Below are 15,259 nucleotides of genomic sequence, written 5' to 3' on the forward strand. Positions count from 1 at the left end.
CGCTCCATGAATCGTCTCTTTGCCGTCGCTCCGCTGTTCGGAGCGCTCGTTCTCGCAGGATGCGTAGCCCCGGCCGCCAAGCCGGACGATCCCTACTATTCCCCCGTATTGCCGCGCACCCCGGTGCCCGCGGCGCAGAACAACGGTGCCATCTTCCAGTCGGGCTTCGAGCAGAATCTCTACACCGATCGCAAGGCCTTCCGCATCGGTGACATCATCACCATCACCCTGCAGGAGAAGACCCAGGCCAGCAAGAACGCCAGCTCCGATATCGCCAAGAACAGCAAGTCGACCCTCGGCCTGACTTCCCTGTTCGGCGCCAAGCCGTCGATCCCCAATCCGCTGGCCGACGGCGACCTCAGCCTGGACGCCGGTTTCTCCGGCAACCGCTCCAACACCGGCAAGTCCACCGCCGCCCAGGGCAACAGCCTGACCGGCTCCCTGACCGTGACCATCGCCGAGGTACTGCCCAACGGCATCCTGGTGGTCCGTGGCGAGAAGTGGCTGACCCTCAATACCGGCAACGAGCTGATGCGCATCCAGGGCATGGTCCGCGCCGACGACATCGCCACCGACAACACCGTGCTCTCCACCCGCGTGGCCGATGCGCGGATCACCTATTCGGGCACCGGCGCCTTTGCCGATGCCAGTCAGCCGGGCTGGCTGAGCCAGTTCTTTGGCAGCGCCCTGATGCCGTTCTGAGGATGAATGCCATGTTCAAGACCCTCATCGCCGCTGCCGCCCTGGCCCTGGTCGTGCCCCTGGCCCAGGCGGATCGGCTGAAGGACATCGCCAGCATCCAGGGCGTGCGTACCAACCAGCTGATCGGCTACGGCTTGGTGGTGGGTCTGCCAGGCACCGGCGACCAGACCACCCAAACGCCCTTCACCATTCAAACCTTTAACAACATGCTGGCGCAATTCGGCATCAAGGTGCCTCCGGGTACCTCCTCGGCGCAGCTGAAGAACGTCGCCGCGGTGTCCATCCATGCCGATCTGCCGGCCTTCGCCAAGCCCGGCCAGACCATCGACATCACCGTGTCCTCTATTGGCAACTCCAAGAGCCTGAGAGGCGGCAGCCTGCTGCTGTCACCGCTCAAGGGGATCGATGGCCAGATCTATGCCATCGCCCAGGGCAACCTGGTGGTCGGGGGTTTTGACGCCGAAGGCCGCGATGGCTCGAAGATTACCGTCAACGTTCCGTCGTCCGGCCGCATTCCCAATGGCGCCACCGTCGAGCGGCCGGTGCCGAGCGGCTTCGACCAGGGCAACAGCATCACGCTAGACCTCAATCGCAGCGACTTCACCACGGCCAAGCGCATCGTCGACAAGATCAACGAGACACTTGGCGCGGGTGTTGCATCCGCTGTTGATGCCGGATCGATTCGCGTCACGGCGCCGGTGGATCCCAGCCAGCGCGTCGACTACATCTCGATCCTGGAGAACATGGAAGTGGATCCGGGGCAGGCGGTGGCCAAGGTCATCGTCAACTCCCGCACCGGGACCATTGTCATCGGCCAGAACGTCAAGGTCTCGCCGGCGGCGGTGACCCAGGGCAGCCTGACCGTGACCATCAGCGAGGACCCCCAGGTGAGCCAACCCAACCCCTTGTCGGGTGGGCAGACGGTGGTGACTCCCCAGTCGACCGTCAAGGCCAAGCAGGAGGCCAAGCCGATGTTCAAGTTCGGTCCGGGTACCACGTTGGACGAGATCGTGAGAGCGGTGAATCAGGTGGGCGCTGCGCCCAGTGACTTGGTGGCCATTCTCGAAGCGTTGAAACAGGCCGGCGCGCTGCAGGCCGACCTGATTGTAATCTGATGGAGTAATGGCGATGACTGCACGCCTGGGCGGGACTTTCGATTCGGTGGACTCTGGTGCCTATACCGACCTGAACCGCTTGAACAACCTCAAGAACGGGGCTGATCGCGACAGCGAAAGCAACGTTCGTAAGGTCGCCCAGGAGTTCGAGTCGGTATTCCTCAATCAGATGCTCAAGTCGATGCGTTCGGCCAATGAGGTGGTCGCTCAGAACAGCCCGTTCAACAGCCAGACCACCAAACAGTTCCAGGATATGTACGACCAGCAGCTTTCGGTCAACCTCGCCAAGAACGGCGGTGGCATCGGTCTGGCGGACATGATGACCCGGAGCATGCTCAAGGATGCCGGCAAGACTCCTTCGACCGAGGTCGCGACCAACAAGAGCGCCGTTCCGGCGACCGCCAGCACCGCTAACGCAGGTGCCAGCGTGGCGATGGACATGCGTCGTGCCCTCTGGGATGGCAAGGCCTCTCAGGCAGTGGCGGTTGCCGGCTCGAACGGCGGTGCCAGTGCCAGCGAGCGCAAGGACGTGTCGGCGCTACTGAATTCCCGGCGTTTGGCCATGCCCAGCAAGGCCAGTGCGGCCCAGAGCCAGGAAGCCCTGCTGGCAGCGGCGGCCAATACCGCCAATGGCAACAGCGCGACAGCCGCCAATGCCACCAACTGGAAGGCCGTGCAGCAGTTGGGCACCCCGGCTACGGCCAGCGTGAGCGGCAGCGCCCGGCTGAATGGTGGCAGCGTCGCACCGCTAGGGCAGACCGCGGGCAAGTCGGTGTTCCGGACGCGTCAGGAGTTCGTCGACACCATGCTGCCCATGGCGCAGGAGGCAGCAAAGAAGATTGGCGTGGATGCCCATTACCTGGTGGCTCAAGCCGCGCTTGAAACCGGCTGGGGTAAGTCCATCATCCGCGAGCGCGACGGCAGCACCAGCAACAACCTGTTCGGCATCAAGGCCCATTCGAGCTGGAGCGGTGACGTCGCTACCACCCTGACCACCGAATACCGCAATGGCAAGGCAAGTAAGGAAGCCGCGGATTTTCGCTCCTACGACTCCTTCAAGCAGAGTTTCGACGACTACGTGAGTTTCCTGCAAAGCAACGATCGCTACGGCAAGGCGCTGGCCAAGGGCGGCGATTCCAGCCAGTTCATGCATGAGCTGCAACGGGCCGGCTATGCAAGCGATCCGCAGTACGCCCGTAAAGTCACCCAGATCGCCCGCCAGATGAAGAGCACCTACGAAAACATCGCTGCGGTCGATACCTCGGTAAAGCGTACCTAAGGACAATCCATGGCCAGTCTCATTTCCATCGGTCTCTCGGGTATCCAGGCCAGCCAGTCGGCGCTCAGCACGACCGGCAACAACATCACCAATGTCGATACCGCCGGCTATTCCCGTCAGGCGACGGAGCAGCACGCGGCAGCTGCGCAAAACGTTGGCGTCGCCTACATCGGTAACGGCACGACCCTGGCGGACGTGCGGCGCTCCTATAGCCAGTATCTGACGACCCAGTTGCAGACCAGCACCGCACTGGACAACGAAGCCCAGACCTTTTCCACCGCCGCCAGCTCGGTGGATTCACTGTTGGCCGATAGCACCACTGGGGTCAGCACCGCCTTGAGCAAGTTCTTTTCGGCTCTGCAGACGGCCTCGGCCACGCCCACCGACAGCGCCTCGCGTTCCCTGGTGCTGACCAGCAGCTCTACGCTAAGCCAGAGATTCAATTCGCTCTCCAGCCAGCTCTCCGACCAGAGCAACTACATCAATACCCAACTGAGCGCGTCGGCGACGCAGGTAAATACCCTGGCGAACAAGATCGCTCAGTACAACCAGGCCATCACCGTGGCCTCTGCTGGCGGCACTACTCCCAACTCGCTGCTGGATGCACGAGACCAGGCCATCAACGACATGTCCAAGCTGGTTGGGGTAAGCGTGGTCAATCAGGATGGCAACTACAACGTCTACATCGGCTCCGGCCAACCACTGGTGGTAGGGGGCTCGGTGAGTTCGCTCAGCGCCCAGGCCAGTACCCTGGATCCCTCGCAATACGCTCTGACACTGACGATGCCCAGTGGAATCGCCGTGGATGTCACTCAATCGATATCCGGCGGCTCCATGACCGGCCTGGTGCGTTATCGCGACGAGGTGGTGAATCCCTCGCTGAACAGCCTGGGTCGGCTGGCCCTGGTCGCCTCGGATTCGATCAACAAGCAGCAGGCCCAGGGGCTGGACCTGAAGGGCAATTTCGGCAGCAAGGTATTCAATGACATCAACAGCGCCACAGCCATCGCCTCGCGCAGCATCGGGCGCACCACCAACAGTGATGTCAACGCCAACCTCAACGTCACCATCGCCGACAGCAGCGACCTGACCGTCAGCGACTACCGCGTGGTCTTCACCAGTGCCACCCAGTACAGCGTGACCCGCCTGTCCGATGGCCAGGACCTGGGGAGCCACAGCCTCACCGCCTCGCCGGCGGACGAGATCGACGGCCTGCAGCTGGGGCTGCGGACGGGCAGCGTGACGGCGGGTGACACCTTCACCGTGCAGCCCACGCGCCTGGCTGCCAGCCAGGCGGCGGTCACCATGACCGATGCCCAGGACCTGGCCTTCGCCTCGCCGCTGAAGGCGGCGAGCAGTGCCGCCAACATCGGCACCGGTACCGTGAGCGCGCCGACCCTGGTCACCCAGCGCAGCATCTACGACAGCGCCTCGGCCAGCAGCCTGGCGACCAGCATCCAGAATGCCATGCCGGTGAAACTCCAGTTCGGGGCCGCCGCCAGCGATGGCAGCCAGGCCTACACGATCTACGACGCGAGCGGCAACAGCCTCGGCACCGGCTCCATCGTCGCGGGCCAGAGCAACACGGTGAACGTCAACATCGCCGCCAACGGCTCCACGGTACCGAGTGCCTTCACCTTCCAGCTGACGCTGGCGGGCAAGCCCTCCAGCGGGGATACCTTCAGCGTTTCCTTCGGCGCCGCCGGCAGTACCGACAACACCAACGCCCTGAGCTTGCTGAACCTGCAGACGTCGGCCACCGTGGGCAACGCGAGCATGAACAGCACCTACAGCAGCCTGGTGGAAACGGTTGGCGCCAAGACCAACCAGGCCAGCCTGGATGCCAGTGCGACGTCGGCTATCCTCAAGCAGGCGCAGGCGAGCCAATCCTCGCTGTCGGGCGTCAACCTGGACGAGGAGGCGGCCAACCTGATCAAGTACCAGCAGTACTACAGTGCCTCGGCGAAGATCATCGAAATCTCGCAGACCGTCTTCAATACATTGATTCAAGCCTTCTAAGGGATGCTGGCCATGCGTATCTCCACACCCCAGATGTTCTCGTCCAGTACCCAGGGCTACTCCGATGGCTATTCCAACCTGACCAAGACCATGGAGCAGATCTCCAGCGGCGTGCGCATCCAGACGCCTGCGGACGATCCAGTGGGGTCAGCGCGCTTGCTGCAACTGGATCAGCAGAAGACGCTGCTGACCCAGTACAGCGGCAACATGACCACCGCCAACAATGCCCTGACTAACGAGGAGTCGGTGCTGACCACCATCACCAACGTGCTGCAGAACGCGCGGGCGCTGGCCGTGCAGGCCGGCAATGGCTCCTATACCGATGCCAACCGGAGCGCCATCAGTGACCAGCTGGGCGATATCCAGGATCAGCTGTTCTCGCTGATGAACAGCAAGGATGCCAACGGCAACTACCTCTTCGCCGGCAGCAATGGCACGGTGCAGCCTTTCGTCAAAAATCCCGATGGCAGCTACAGCTACAAGGGGGACCAGAGCTCGCTGTCGGTACAGGTCTCCGACACCCTCAACCTGGCCATCAGCGACAATGGCTGGAGCACCTTCCAAAGCGCTCAGAACGCCGATCTCACTACCTCGAGCCTGACCAATAACCCCAACGCCGACGGGGCCCAGCGTGTCTTCCTGTCCCAGGGCACCGTGACCGACGACAACAGCTTCAACAGCAGCTTCCGCAGCGGTGCGCCCTACAAGCTGCAGGTGCTCAGCAGCACTCAGTTCAAGATCTTCGACGCCAACAACAACGACGTGACCAGTGAGGTCAGCGGCAATGGCTCCTACCAGACCACCACGGGTGACGCGGTAACCGTCAATTTCCGCGGCGCGCAGCTGGCACTGGACGTCTCCCTGAAGTCCAGCGACGACAGTACCGCCATCAATTCGCTGGTATCCGGCTACGGCTTCAGCTTCGGGGTCAAGCCGGAAACCTTCGACATCACCCGGACCGCGTCGAATACCTCGACCGCCCAGCTCAGCGGTGGCGCTGTCACCAATGCCACCACCTACAGCACCACCTTTCCCAATAACGGCGTCCTATTGAAATTCAGCTCGGCGACCGACTATTCGGTCTATGCGCTGCCGACGACATCCAGCAGCACGCCGCTGTCCTCGGGTACTCTGGGCGGCACCTATCCGGCCAGCATCACCATCAACGGCGCCCAGTTCAGCATCAATTCGGCGGCGGCCAGTGGTGACCAGTTCACCGTCGCCGGCAGCAGCAATCAGACGCAGAACATCCTCGACACCATCAAGAACCTGCGGACTGCCCTGGATACCCCGACGACCAACAATCCCCAGGCGGAGCTGGATATCCGCAATGCCGTGGCCTCGGCCATCACCAACCTCGACAACGGCATGAACCAGGTCTACAAGGTCACTTCCTCCCTGGGGGCTCGCCAGCAGACCATCGATACCCTGACCACCGAGAGCCAGAGCCTGTCGCTGTCCAACGCCACGACCCAGTCGTCCATTCGTGACACCGACATGTCCGAGGCCACGTCGAAGCTCACCTTGCAGCAGACCATGTTGCAGGCCGCCCAGGCCGCCTTCGCCAAGGTTTCCCAGCTAAGCTTGTTCGACAAGATCTGAAGGGAACGCCTGCCGTCATGAGCCAGCCATTCGACACTGCCAGCATCGAGATCAAGAAACTCTTCGTCACGCCGCTGGCACAACTCGTCCATCCCGACGCCGAGCGGCTCAATGCCGAACTCAGCGCGGTGATCCTGTCACGCCGCGAACAGGACGCCGGGACCCGCCACAGCAACGAGGGCGGCTGGCAATCGAGCCATGACTTCGACAGCTGGGCAGGTACCCCAGGAGCGGAGCTCGCCGCCTTCGCCCGGGCCTTCGCGACCCAGCTCACCGCCGTCCATTCCGCGGAGCACGGCCTTATCGAGCCGGCCTTCGAGTGGCGCTACAACGCCTGGGCCAACGTCAACGAAACCGGGCAGGGCAATGCCCTGCATGGTCACCCCGGGGCCTTCTGGTCAGGCGTCTATTGGGTGGACGATGGCGGCGCCCAGGATGCCGATTGCGCCGGCGAGCTGGAATTCGTCGATCCCCGTGGCCTGATGCCCTCGGTCTACAATCCCGAGCTGCGCATGCGCATCGAAGGCTGCCTGACCGCCGGCTACTCGACAACCGTCACACCATCCAGCGGCACCTTCGTGATGTTCCCGTCTTGGCTGATGCACGCGGTACGTCGGTTCAAGGGGCAAAGACCGCGGATTTCGGTGGCGTTTAACTTCGGCGTGTGAGCGCAGGCAGCTTTACGGTGTGCCATCCGAGATATCGTGTTGCCGTTAGCCGTTGCCAGGCAATCCATGAGTGGGTGGGCTGGCGAATGGCTCTCGACCTATCGCGGAATCTGTTTTTATAAGCGCCGCGCCGTCCTAGGTGAGGCAGGATCTTGCCTTGTTAGGCGGCTATGGAAGGTCTAGCTATCCCTCGTCACTCAAGTTTTCTAGTGCCCCGCCGAAATATTTGATGCTTGGCGGATGCCTTTGTTGTGGCTATCAGGAAGTCAAGAAAATCTTGAAAAAACCCTAAAGCTATCGAGCAAGGCGCCGATAACCCTAATGTAAGTTCTCCAGGTCATCATGGGCGGTCCCCAGGCCAGGAGTCGAAAGCAGTAACCTGACTAACGAGGTTCTCCATCATGTCCATGACCGTCAACACCAACGTTGCTTCCCTGACTGTTCAGAAAAATCTGAACTCGGCATCGAACAACCTGACCACCGCGATGACTCGCCTGTCCACCGGGCTGAAGATCAACAGTGCCAAAGACGATGCAGCCGGCCTGCAGATTTCCAACCGACTGACCAGTCAAGTCAAGGGCCTCGATCAGGCAGTATCCAACGCTAAAGATGCCAACTCCATCGCTCAGACTGCCGAGGGCGCTCTGCAAGAGTCGACCAACATTCTGCAGCGGATGCGTGTTCTGGCGGTACAGTCGTCCAATGGTAGCAACAGCAGTGAAGATCAGGGTTCGCTGAACGATGAGTTCAAGTCGCTGACTGCTGAATTGACCCGTATTTCTACCACTACCACCTTCGGTGGTGGTAGCAGTGGCATCAATCTTCTAAATGGTGACGCCGGAAATAACGGTACCCTGACCTTCCAAGTAGGTGCCAATGCCAATCAGTCGATCAGCTTCACTCTAGGTGATATGAGTGCTAAAGCGTTGAAAGGCACGTCTTCGCTTGCTCAGGCGACAGGCTCGGCTATTACCAGTAGTACTGTGACTGCTGATGGTACGTTGACTATCAATGGTAGTACCTTGAATATTAAGAAGGGTGCTAGTGCCAATGATATCGCTAGCGCGATCAACACCAATGTTTCTGGTGTGACCGCCTACGTTGATGACAGTGATAAGCTTGTTTTGAGTTCCGCAAATACAATTGATACTAAGACGGGGGCCGCCGCGACTGGAGATCTCGCGTCGACTCTTGGCCTGGCAGCCGGTAATGATGCTACTGGAACTGCTCCTGCTACAGCGACCGGGCAGTATCTTGCCGTGACCTCTTCCAGTACTAGCGTCCAAGACTTGAAGATTTCGGATTCTACTTCTGCCCAGGCATCGATTCAGGTGATTGACGCGGCTCTCAAACAAATCGACGCCCAGCGCTCTACCCTTGGTGCCGTACAGAATCGACTGGACTCTACCATCTCCAACCTACAGAACATCTCCGAGAACGCGACGTCAGCTCGCAGCACCATCCAGGATGCGGACTTTGCGGCAGAAACTGCCGAGATGACCAAGCAGCAGACCCTGCAGTCGGCAGCGACCTCGGTATTGGCCCAGGCCAACCAGCAGCCCGCCTCCGTACTGAAACTGCTCCAGTAATACCTGTGATGACGAGGGGAGGGCGCTTAGGCGCCCTTTCCGCGTTCGGCCTCGATCAGGGAGAGACTTCCAATGAGCCTTGACTTCATACCTGTCAGGATTTCGCCTTCTTCTACCGGCACCACCGGTGTTAGATCCGACAACGCTTCGCTTGCGGGTGCGACCACTCAGGCATCTCCAGCGCCTGAACCTGTCAGCCAACCACCTAGCCGTAAGACTTTAGACGATGCCGTTTCTAGGCTCCGCTCCGATGTGCAGAGCCTGCATCGTAATCTGGAGTTTTCTGTGGATGAAGAATCCGGCATACCTATCGTCAAGGTCATCGCCACGGATAGCGGTGAGGTGATTCGACAGATTCCCTCGGAAGTTGCGGTCAAGCTGGCCGAGAGCTTCAAGGAGTCCAGTCGTTTGCTGTTGAGTGAAAAGGCCTAGGTGGCCTGAATTTTGCCTGTGTGCTCTGAGCTAAGCAAAGCGCCAAATTCTTGAGGATCGGTCATGACTACCATCTCTTCTTCCTCCACCACGTCCAGTTCTTCGACGTCGGGCACCATAAAGTCATCGACGGGTTTGGGAACGGGATTGGATATCACGTCGATCGTCGATTCTTTGGTGACGGCTCAGACCGCCGGTAAGCAGGCGCAGATCAGTTCGCTTAGCAAATCTGAAAATGCCAGGCTCACGGCAGTGAATACGCTGATGACGTCGCTGGGTGATTTTCAGATCGCTATTGGTAAGCTGAATACGGGCACCTCCTTTGCCGGTCTCACCTCCACGTCCACTGACAGCACCATCGCCTCGGCCAAGGTCGATAAATCGGCTGCCGCAGGTACCTATTCGGTCAATGTTACCCAGCTCGCGACGGCTACTAAGGTAGCAACGGATCCGGTGACTGCTGGTACAACCTTCAGCGCTGGCACCCTGACCTTGGGCAAAGGCTCCAACAGCTATTCGATCAACGTCGGTGAAGGCGCCAGCCTGGCGAGCATCCGCGATAGCATCAACAAGCAGAGCAGTAGCACGGGCGTGTCGGCGAACGTTATCAGTGATTCCAACGGTTCGCGGTTGGTACTGAGCTCGACTACGACTGGGGCCAATACCGATATAACTCTTTCCGGCACTTCTGGATTGACCGGGCTCAATATCGATTCTGCTGCTACGACAACTGACCGAAAAGGTTCAGTGCTTACCAGCGGTCAGGATGCCGAATACACTCTCGATGGCCTGAGCATGAAGAGTGCCAGCAATACCATTGAGTCGGCGGTAACTGGTGTGAGCTTTACGCTGGCCAAAGAGGGCAAGACGACCATTACGGTTGGTGCCAACACCGATACGCTCAAGACCAATATTCAGAGCTTTGTGGATGCTTACAATGCCCTGGTAACCTCGGTCAGCAATCTCACCAAGGTCTCTACCACTACGGCGGAAGATGGCACTAGCTCAACCACTTCAGGTGCTTTGACCAGTGATTCCATGACCCGCACGCTCATGAATACCCTGCAGAAAACACTGTTCGGGGCTGGGTCTGCCAGCGGCAGCTTGAGCAACCTGTCGCAGTTGGGAATTTCCGTCAGTACTACCGGCTCAATGACGCTTGATACGACCAAGTTGACCTCTAGCTTGGCCGCCAATGCTGGTAGCGTGCAAGACTTTTTTACCGCCAAATCCACTGGGATGCTCAACAAGCTAGATGCTGCAGTGAACATCTACACCAAGAGCTCGACTGGGCTGCTTTCTCAGCAGAAATCAACGATTCAGAGCACCATCGCGACTCTTACCACTCAGCAGGCCACGCTGGATGACCGTAAAGCCAAGCTCACCGATATCCTTACGGCTAAGTACAACGCTATGGATAGCCTTGTAGCAACGCTCAACAGCACTAGCAGCAGCGTCCTGACGACCTTGAATGCCCTGAACAAGTCCTCAAGTGATTAAGAAATTGGCTAAAGATCAGCGGCGAGGCGCCGATAGCTTGACTATCTAAGACAGTCCAACCTGTTGATTCAAAGGTAGCTAGCATATGTACGCACGAACCGCAGCGCTGCGCCAATACCAAAACGTCGGGGTTCAGTCTGAGGTCTTCGAGGCTTCGCCTCATCGACTGATCCAGATGTTGTTCGAGGGTGGTCTTAGCCGTATCGCTCAGGCGAAGGGCGCAATGCAAAATCAGAAATATCAGCTCAAAGGGCAACTGATTGCCAAGGCCACCGAAATCCTTTTCGGCCTACGGGAAGCTCTAAACCATGAGGGTGGTGGCGAGCTAGCACAGCGGCTCGAAGCGCTGTACGTTTACATGTCCAAGCGGCTCGCCGAAGCCAACAGGACCAACGACGAGCGCATCCTTGACGAGGTCGCTGGGCTATTGCGCAACATTAAAGAGGGCTGGGACGGCATCGCGCCGGTCTAGTCCAGAGGACGAGAGCCATGGCTACCATCGTTGTTCGTATCAATCAGCTGCGCGGTCAGCTGGAGCAGGCCCTCGTTGAGCAGGACTGGGAGGCCATCGGCCGTCTTGATCTGGATTGCCGCCTGGCGGTCGACGCCGCCATGCAGGAAGCGCCGGGTGGTGAGACCGAACTGACGTTCGCCTTGCAGAATCTGCTCAAGACCTACAAGACCCTGATCGCCGCCACCACGGCCGAGCGCTCTGCCATCGCGGTTGAGCTGACCCAGGCGCAACGTGCCGACAAGGCCGCCAAGGTCTACCAACTGTTCGGTTGATCGTCGTCCGTCCGACGGTCGTTCAAAGTTTCGACAATCCACCGCCATAAAATTGACCCCGCGTCGCAATTTGTCTTAACTTGCGCAAGATGCCGACCAGTTGGCACTTGGATGCAGGCGACACCTGCGCGTAGCGAACCGACTAGCCGGATGGGGCAGGGACATGTGGCGTGAAACCAAGATCCTTCTGATCGACGATGAAGCCGAGCGGTGCAAGGCCGTCTCCATCATTCTCGATTTTCTCGGCGAGGATCATCTCGCCTGTAGCAGTTCCACCTGGCAAGCCTCCCTCGAAACCCTCGACAGCAGTCGGCAAGTGAGCTGCGTGCTGGTCGGGCGCGTCGATAGCCGTGGCAGCACCGTCGAGTTGCTCAAGCAGGTCGTGGCCTGGGACGAGATGGTGCCCCTGTTGTTGCTGGGCGAAATGGCCCAGCCGGAGTGGCCGGACGACGTACGTCGTCGCGTGCTGGTCTCTCTCGAATACCCGCTGGCCTATAACAAGTTGCTGGATTCCCTGCATCGAGCCCAGGTCTATCGAGAAATGTACGACCAGGCTCGAGATCGGGGTCGCCAGCGCGAACCCGAGCTGTTCCGCAGTCTGGTCGGCACCAGCAGGGCCATCCAGGGTGTGCGCAAGATGATGCAGCAGGTGGCCGATACCGAGGCCACCGTGCTCATCCTCGGCGAGTCCGGGACCGGCAAGGAAGTGGTGGCGCGTAACCTGCACTTCCACTCCAAGCGGCGCGAGGCGCCCTTCGTACCGGTCAATTGCGGTGCCATCCCGGCCGAGCTGCTGGAGAGCGAGCTGTTCGGTCACGAAAAGGGCGCCTTCACCGGTGCCATCACCAGTCGCGCCGGGCGTTTCGAGCTGGCCAACACCGGTACCCTGTTCCTCGACGAGATCGGCGACATGCCGCTGCCCATGCAGGTCAAGCTCCTGCGGGTGCTGCAGGAGCGTACCTACGAGCGGGTGGGCAGCAACAAGACCCAGAGCGTGGACGTGCGCATCATCGCGGCGACCCACAAGAATCTGGAGCAGATGATCGCCGCGGGCACCTTCCGCGAAGACCTCTACTACCGCCTCAATGTCTTCCCCATCGACATGGCGCCCCTGCGCGAGCGGGGTGAAGACATTCCGCTGTTGATTAACGAACTGATCGCGCGGATGGAACACGAGAAGCGCGGCTCCATCCGTTTCAACTCGGCGGCTATCATGTCGCTGTGTCGGCACGAATGGCCGGGCAACGTGCGGGAGCTGGCCAACCTGGTGGAGCGCATGGCGATCATGCATCCCTATGGCGTCATCGGCGTGGCCGAGTTGCCGCTCAAGTTCCGCTACGTGGAAGACGAAGCCGATCCCATAGTGGAGTCCCTGCGCGAGGAGTTGCAGGAGCGCGAAGCCATGGCCGGGATCGGAACGGTCGAGGTGTCGTCCTCGGCGTTGCTGCCCAGCGAAGGCCTGGATCTCAAGGACTACCTGGCCAACCTGGAAAAGAGCTTTATCCAGCAGGCGCTGGACGATGCCGGTGGCGTGGTGGCACGTGCTGCCGAGCGACTGCGCATCCGCCGGACCACCCTGGTCGAGAAGATGCGCAAGTACGGCATGGGCCGTCGCGACGACGAGTTCGACGAAGAGATCTAGGGTTCGTCTGAACAGTCGTATTTGCCAGCCTGAGTCTGTGTGATTTCAGCGGCTGCAAGCGCTAACACCAGCGAGTATTATGGCCTTTTGAATGAGTGCTGGGCGTTAATCGAGGAGATCGCTCCTCATCTAAAGGATGGGTTGCCCACGCCGTGACGATCAGCAAATGCTTAATGGCATCCTCTGGATCCACGCTTGGGCGCCAAATGGCGTGGCCTACGCGAGTGCTATGGTCCTGAAAATGGTCTTCCAGGGCTGCCAGTAATTGCGATGGCGGTACCTTCGAGCCCCCTGGCGCCTTTGCATCTGAAGCTGCGCCAGGATTGTTATGCGGGCCTGGCACCTGGCTGGTCGATTCCAGCACTATCCGTGCTGTGCGAGCCGTCTCGGTAGGCAGAACAAGCCTACCCGGATGAACTGCTAGATTCTGCGCTGGGCCTTAGCCTTGACGGACTAGCTACCAAGCGCCATCTGCATCTGGGATGCCCAGAGGTGTTCGCTGACCTCAAGGTTTTGCTTGTGCAGCAGGCTGACTCGCAGCGCTTCAGTCCCCTGCTCGAAAAGGTGTGGTGGCGAGGTACCAAAGATAGGCTGCGAATGCTGCCGACGTATCTTGACCAGGGCGTGACATGACAGCGAAGCGCTCCGGTATCATTGCGAATGCTTGGGTATTAGACCTGTCGTTGCCCCGCGCAAGAGGCGTCGTAAGCGTCGTTTCGATCAATTCATGTACCACCAGCGCAATACGGTCGGATGCTCTTGGCAGCTAGCCAAGGGAAAAAAGCTACCTCTCCTCTCGGTTCGATAAGACGGCCAGTAGCTGCAAGGCAAAGATCACTCTGTCCTGTATGGACCGCTGCTGGCATATCGACTTTTCAAAAAAGCCTAGGCTCTTTGAGTCAAGCATCAACCTGACGAGGCACCGTTGCCCAATTTGACAGGAGCCAGTTGAGAATCACGGTCCTACCTACTCCGATGTCGGCGGAGCCTGGTCTCATGCCGCGCTCAAAGCGATGAATCCATAGTCCGTTTGCGTCAAGGCCGAAGCGATCAGCGCGCCGGTTGCCTCGAGCTGCTCCGCTAATTCGCGGTGCGATACGTGAAGCGCCCAGTCCGTGGCCGCATCCATCGGTGGATTGGTCATCACCTGCTCGATTGCTGCCAAAAAATCTGTACCGGAAGGTCGGTAGGCGGTGAAGCCATCGCCTTTAAGTGCCGATGTGCGAATGCCTAAGGCTGTGCAAATCGCCGCCTTCCGACCTATTTCATCACGATCCGCCTGTCGTGACCGCTCGATAAGCGCAATCAGCTCCATGTCCTGTAAGCATCCACCATGAATTAACGTCGGCCCCTGTTCCCAGGCGTGCGGCGGGCAATCTTTCATGTGGGGTCTCAAGGGAAGATGCGGATTGATCTCCATGGGATAGATACGGCAGACCAAGGGGCGCTCGTCATAAATCGAGCAGCGGTTGTCGGCATCCAATCGCATGCAACGCCCGGGGTTATAAGCGGCGAAGGTAATAGCGACATAGGCGCGCGTCTCTCCGCACCACACCGGCAAAGAGCGCTGTTCGGCATGCTCGCGCTGCACCTGCGAGATGCCTTGACCGTTCTCGAGAAACGCTTCGACCAGGACTATCAACTCACCCTGCTGCTGAACCCAGCGGATCGCCTCGTTCAACGTCAGCGGTATATGGTGCGAGGTACAGCATTTGCCGCATCCTACGCAAGAAAAACGAGTGGACATCAACGTAGCCTCTGGTGGGCAGAAAATTAACGATAGGCAGGAAACTGTCGCCATCGGTCTGGAGTGCGATCCATAGCAAGTCTTGCGCCAGCTGTGTTCGGCATGGAACGGCTAAGCGGCTTGTTGACCAACAGCTACGGCTTTTCAGCCAATCCTAGGCTGGTAGAGGCTGAGCGTA

The 15,259-nt window shown here is 59.6% G+C and carries 13 protein-coding genes; 12 read left to right on the plus strand and 1 reads right to left on the minus strand.

What is annotated here, in order from left to right; all coding sequences use genetic code 11:
• Positions 1-6 precede the first annotated feature (6 nt).
• The 12 genes from flgH (at position 7) to ACUCV0_RS07445 (ending at position 13,334) form a co-directional block, all read left to right on the plus strand.
• Positions 7-702, plus strand: a complete 696-nt coding sequence (gene flgH / locus ACUCV0_RS07390) for a flagellar basal body L-ring protein FlgH (RefSeq protein WP_482212400.1) — start codon at positions 7-9, stop codon at positions 700-702.
• Between the two features lie 11 nt (positions 703-713).
• A complete protein-coding gene (locus tag ACUCV0_RS07395; RefSeq protein WP_482212401.1) occupies positions 714-1,817 on the plus strand; it encodes a flagellar basal body P-ring protein FlgI in 1,104 nt (367 codons plus the stop codon).
• Between the two features lie 13 nt (positions 1,818-1,830).
• On the plus strand, positions 1,831-3,096 hold the full coding sequence (gene flgJ / locus ACUCV0_RS07400; RefSeq protein ID WP_482212402.1) for a flagellar assembly peptidoglycan hydrolase FlgJ: 1,266 nt from the start codon (positions 1,831-1,833) through the stop codon (positions 3,094-3,096).
• 9 nt (positions 3,097-3,105) lie between these two features.
• Positions 3,106-5,115, plus strand: coding sequence for a flagellar hook-associated protein FlgK (gene flgK / locus ACUCV0_RS07405; RefSeq protein WP_482212403.1), 2,010 nt, complete (start codon positions 3,106-3,108; stop codon positions 5,113-5,115).
• 12 nt (positions 5,116-5,127) lie between these two features.
• Complete coding sequence (locus ACUCV0_RS07410) at positions 5,128-6,717, plus strand: flagellar hook-associated protein 3 (RefSeq protein ID WP_482212404.1); 1,590 nt, start codon at positions 5,128-5,130, stop codon at positions 6,715-6,717.
• A gap of 17 nt (positions 6,718-6,734) precedes the next feature.
• Positions 6,735-7,385 (plus strand): TIGR02466 family protein, encoded by a 651-nt coding sequence (locus ACUCV0_RS07415; RefSeq protein WP_482212405.1) that lies wholly within the window; start codon positions 6,735-6,737, stop codon positions 7,383-7,385.
• Between the two features lie 401 nt (positions 7,386-7,786).
• On the plus strand, positions 7,787-8,974 hold the full coding sequence (locus tag ACUCV0_RS07420; RefSeq protein ID WP_482212406.1) for a flagellin N-terminal helical domain-containing protein: 1,188 nt from the start codon (positions 7,787-7,789) through the stop codon (positions 8,972-8,974).
• Between the two features lie 72 nt (positions 8,975-9,046).
• Complete coding sequence (locus tag ACUCV0_RS07425; protein ID WP_482212407.1) at positions 9,047-9,406, plus strand: flagellar protein FlaG; 360 nt, start codon at positions 9,047-9,049, stop codon at positions 9,404-9,406.
• A 63-nt stretch (positions 9,407-9,469) separates the two neighbouring features.
• A complete protein-coding gene (fliD, locus tag ACUCV0_RS07430) occupies positions 9,470-10,906 on the plus strand; it encodes a flagellar filament capping protein FliD (RefSeq protein WP_482212408.1) in 1,437 nt (478 codons plus the stop codon).
• An 85-nt stretch (positions 10,907-10,991) separates the two neighbouring features.
• Positions 10,992-11,378, plus strand: coding sequence for a flagellar export chaperone FliS (fliS, locus tag ACUCV0_RS07435; RefSeq protein ID WP_482212409.1), 387 nt, complete (start codon positions 10,992-10,994; stop codon positions 11,376-11,378).
• 17 nt (positions 11,379-11,395) lie between these two features.
• The gene (locus tag ACUCV0_RS07440) at positions 11,396-11,692 is read left to right on the plus strand and encodes a flagellar protein FliT (RefSeq protein ID WP_145008930.1); all 297 of its coding nucleotides are present in this window, start codon (positions 11,396-11,398) and stop codon (positions 11,690-11,692) included.
• 163 nt (positions 11,693-11,855) lie between these two features.
• Entirely contained in the window at positions 11,856-13,334 is a 1,479-nt protein-coding gene (locus tag ACUCV0_RS07445) for a sigma-54 dependent transcriptional regulator (RefSeq protein ID WP_482212410.1), read from the plus strand.
• 994 nt (positions 13,335-14,328) lie between these two features.
• On the opposite strand, the gene ACUCV0_RS07450 is transcribed toward ACUCV0_RS07445, so the two are convergent.
• Positions 14,329-15,081: a YkgJ family cysteine cluster protein gene (locus tag ACUCV0_RS07450; protein ID WP_482212411.1), complete on the minus strand. Its 753-nt coding sequence runs from the start codon at positions 15,079-15,081 to the stop codon at positions 14,329-14,331.
• Positions 15,082-15,259 lie beyond the last annotated feature (178 nt).

This window comes from Pseudomonas sp. VMV1 (assembly GCF_056790235.1).

Coding starts and splice junctions, on each gene's coding strand:
- flgH (WP_482212400.1), top strand. CDS start 7: ATGAATCGTCTCTTTGCCGTCGCTCCGCTGTTCGGAGCGCTCGTTCTC.
- ACUCV0_RS07395 (WP_482212401.1), top strand. CDS start 714: ATGTTCAAGACCCTCATCGCCGCTGCCGCCCTGGCCCTGGTCGTGCCC.
- flgJ (WP_482212402.1), top strand. CDS start 1,831: ATGACTGCACGCCTGGGCGGGACTTTCGATTCGGTGGACTCTGGTGCC.
- flgK (WP_482212403.1), top strand. CDS start 3,106: ATGGCCAGTCTCATTTCCATCGGTCTCTCGGGTATCCAGGCCAGCCAG.
- ACUCV0_RS07410 (WP_482212404.1), top strand. CDS start 5,128: ATGCGTATCTCCACACCCCAGATGTTCTCGTCCAGTACCCAGGGCTAC.
- ACUCV0_RS07415 (WP_482212405.1), top strand. CDS start 6,735: ATGAGCCAGCCATTCGACACTGCCAGCATCGAGATCAAGAAACTCTTC.
- ACUCV0_RS07420 (WP_482212406.1), top strand. CDS start 7,787: ATGTCCATGACCGTCAACACCAACGTTGCTTCCCTGACTGTTCAGAAA.
- ACUCV0_RS07425 (WP_482212407.1), top strand. CDS start 9,047: ATGAGCCTTGACTTCATACCTGTCAGGATTTCGCCTTCTTCTACCGGC.
- fliD (WP_482212408.1), top strand. CDS start 9,470: ATGACTACCATCTCTTCTTCCTCCACCACGTCCAGTTCTTCGACGTCG.
- fliS (WP_482212409.1), top strand. CDS start 10,992: ATGTACGCACGAACCGCAGCGCTGCGCCAATACCAAAACGTCGGGGTT.
- ACUCV0_RS07440 (WP_145008930.1), top strand. CDS start 11,396: ATGGCTACCATCGTTGTTCGTATCAATCAGCTGCGCGGTCAGCTGGAG.
- ACUCV0_RS07445 (WP_482212410.1), top strand. CDS start 11,856: ATGTGGCGTGAAACCAAGATCCTTCTGATCGACGATGAAGCCGAGCGG.
- ACUCV0_RS07450 (WP_482212411.1), bottom strand. CDS start 15,081: ATGTCCACTCGTTTTTCTTGCGTAGGATGCGGCAAATGCTGTACCTCG.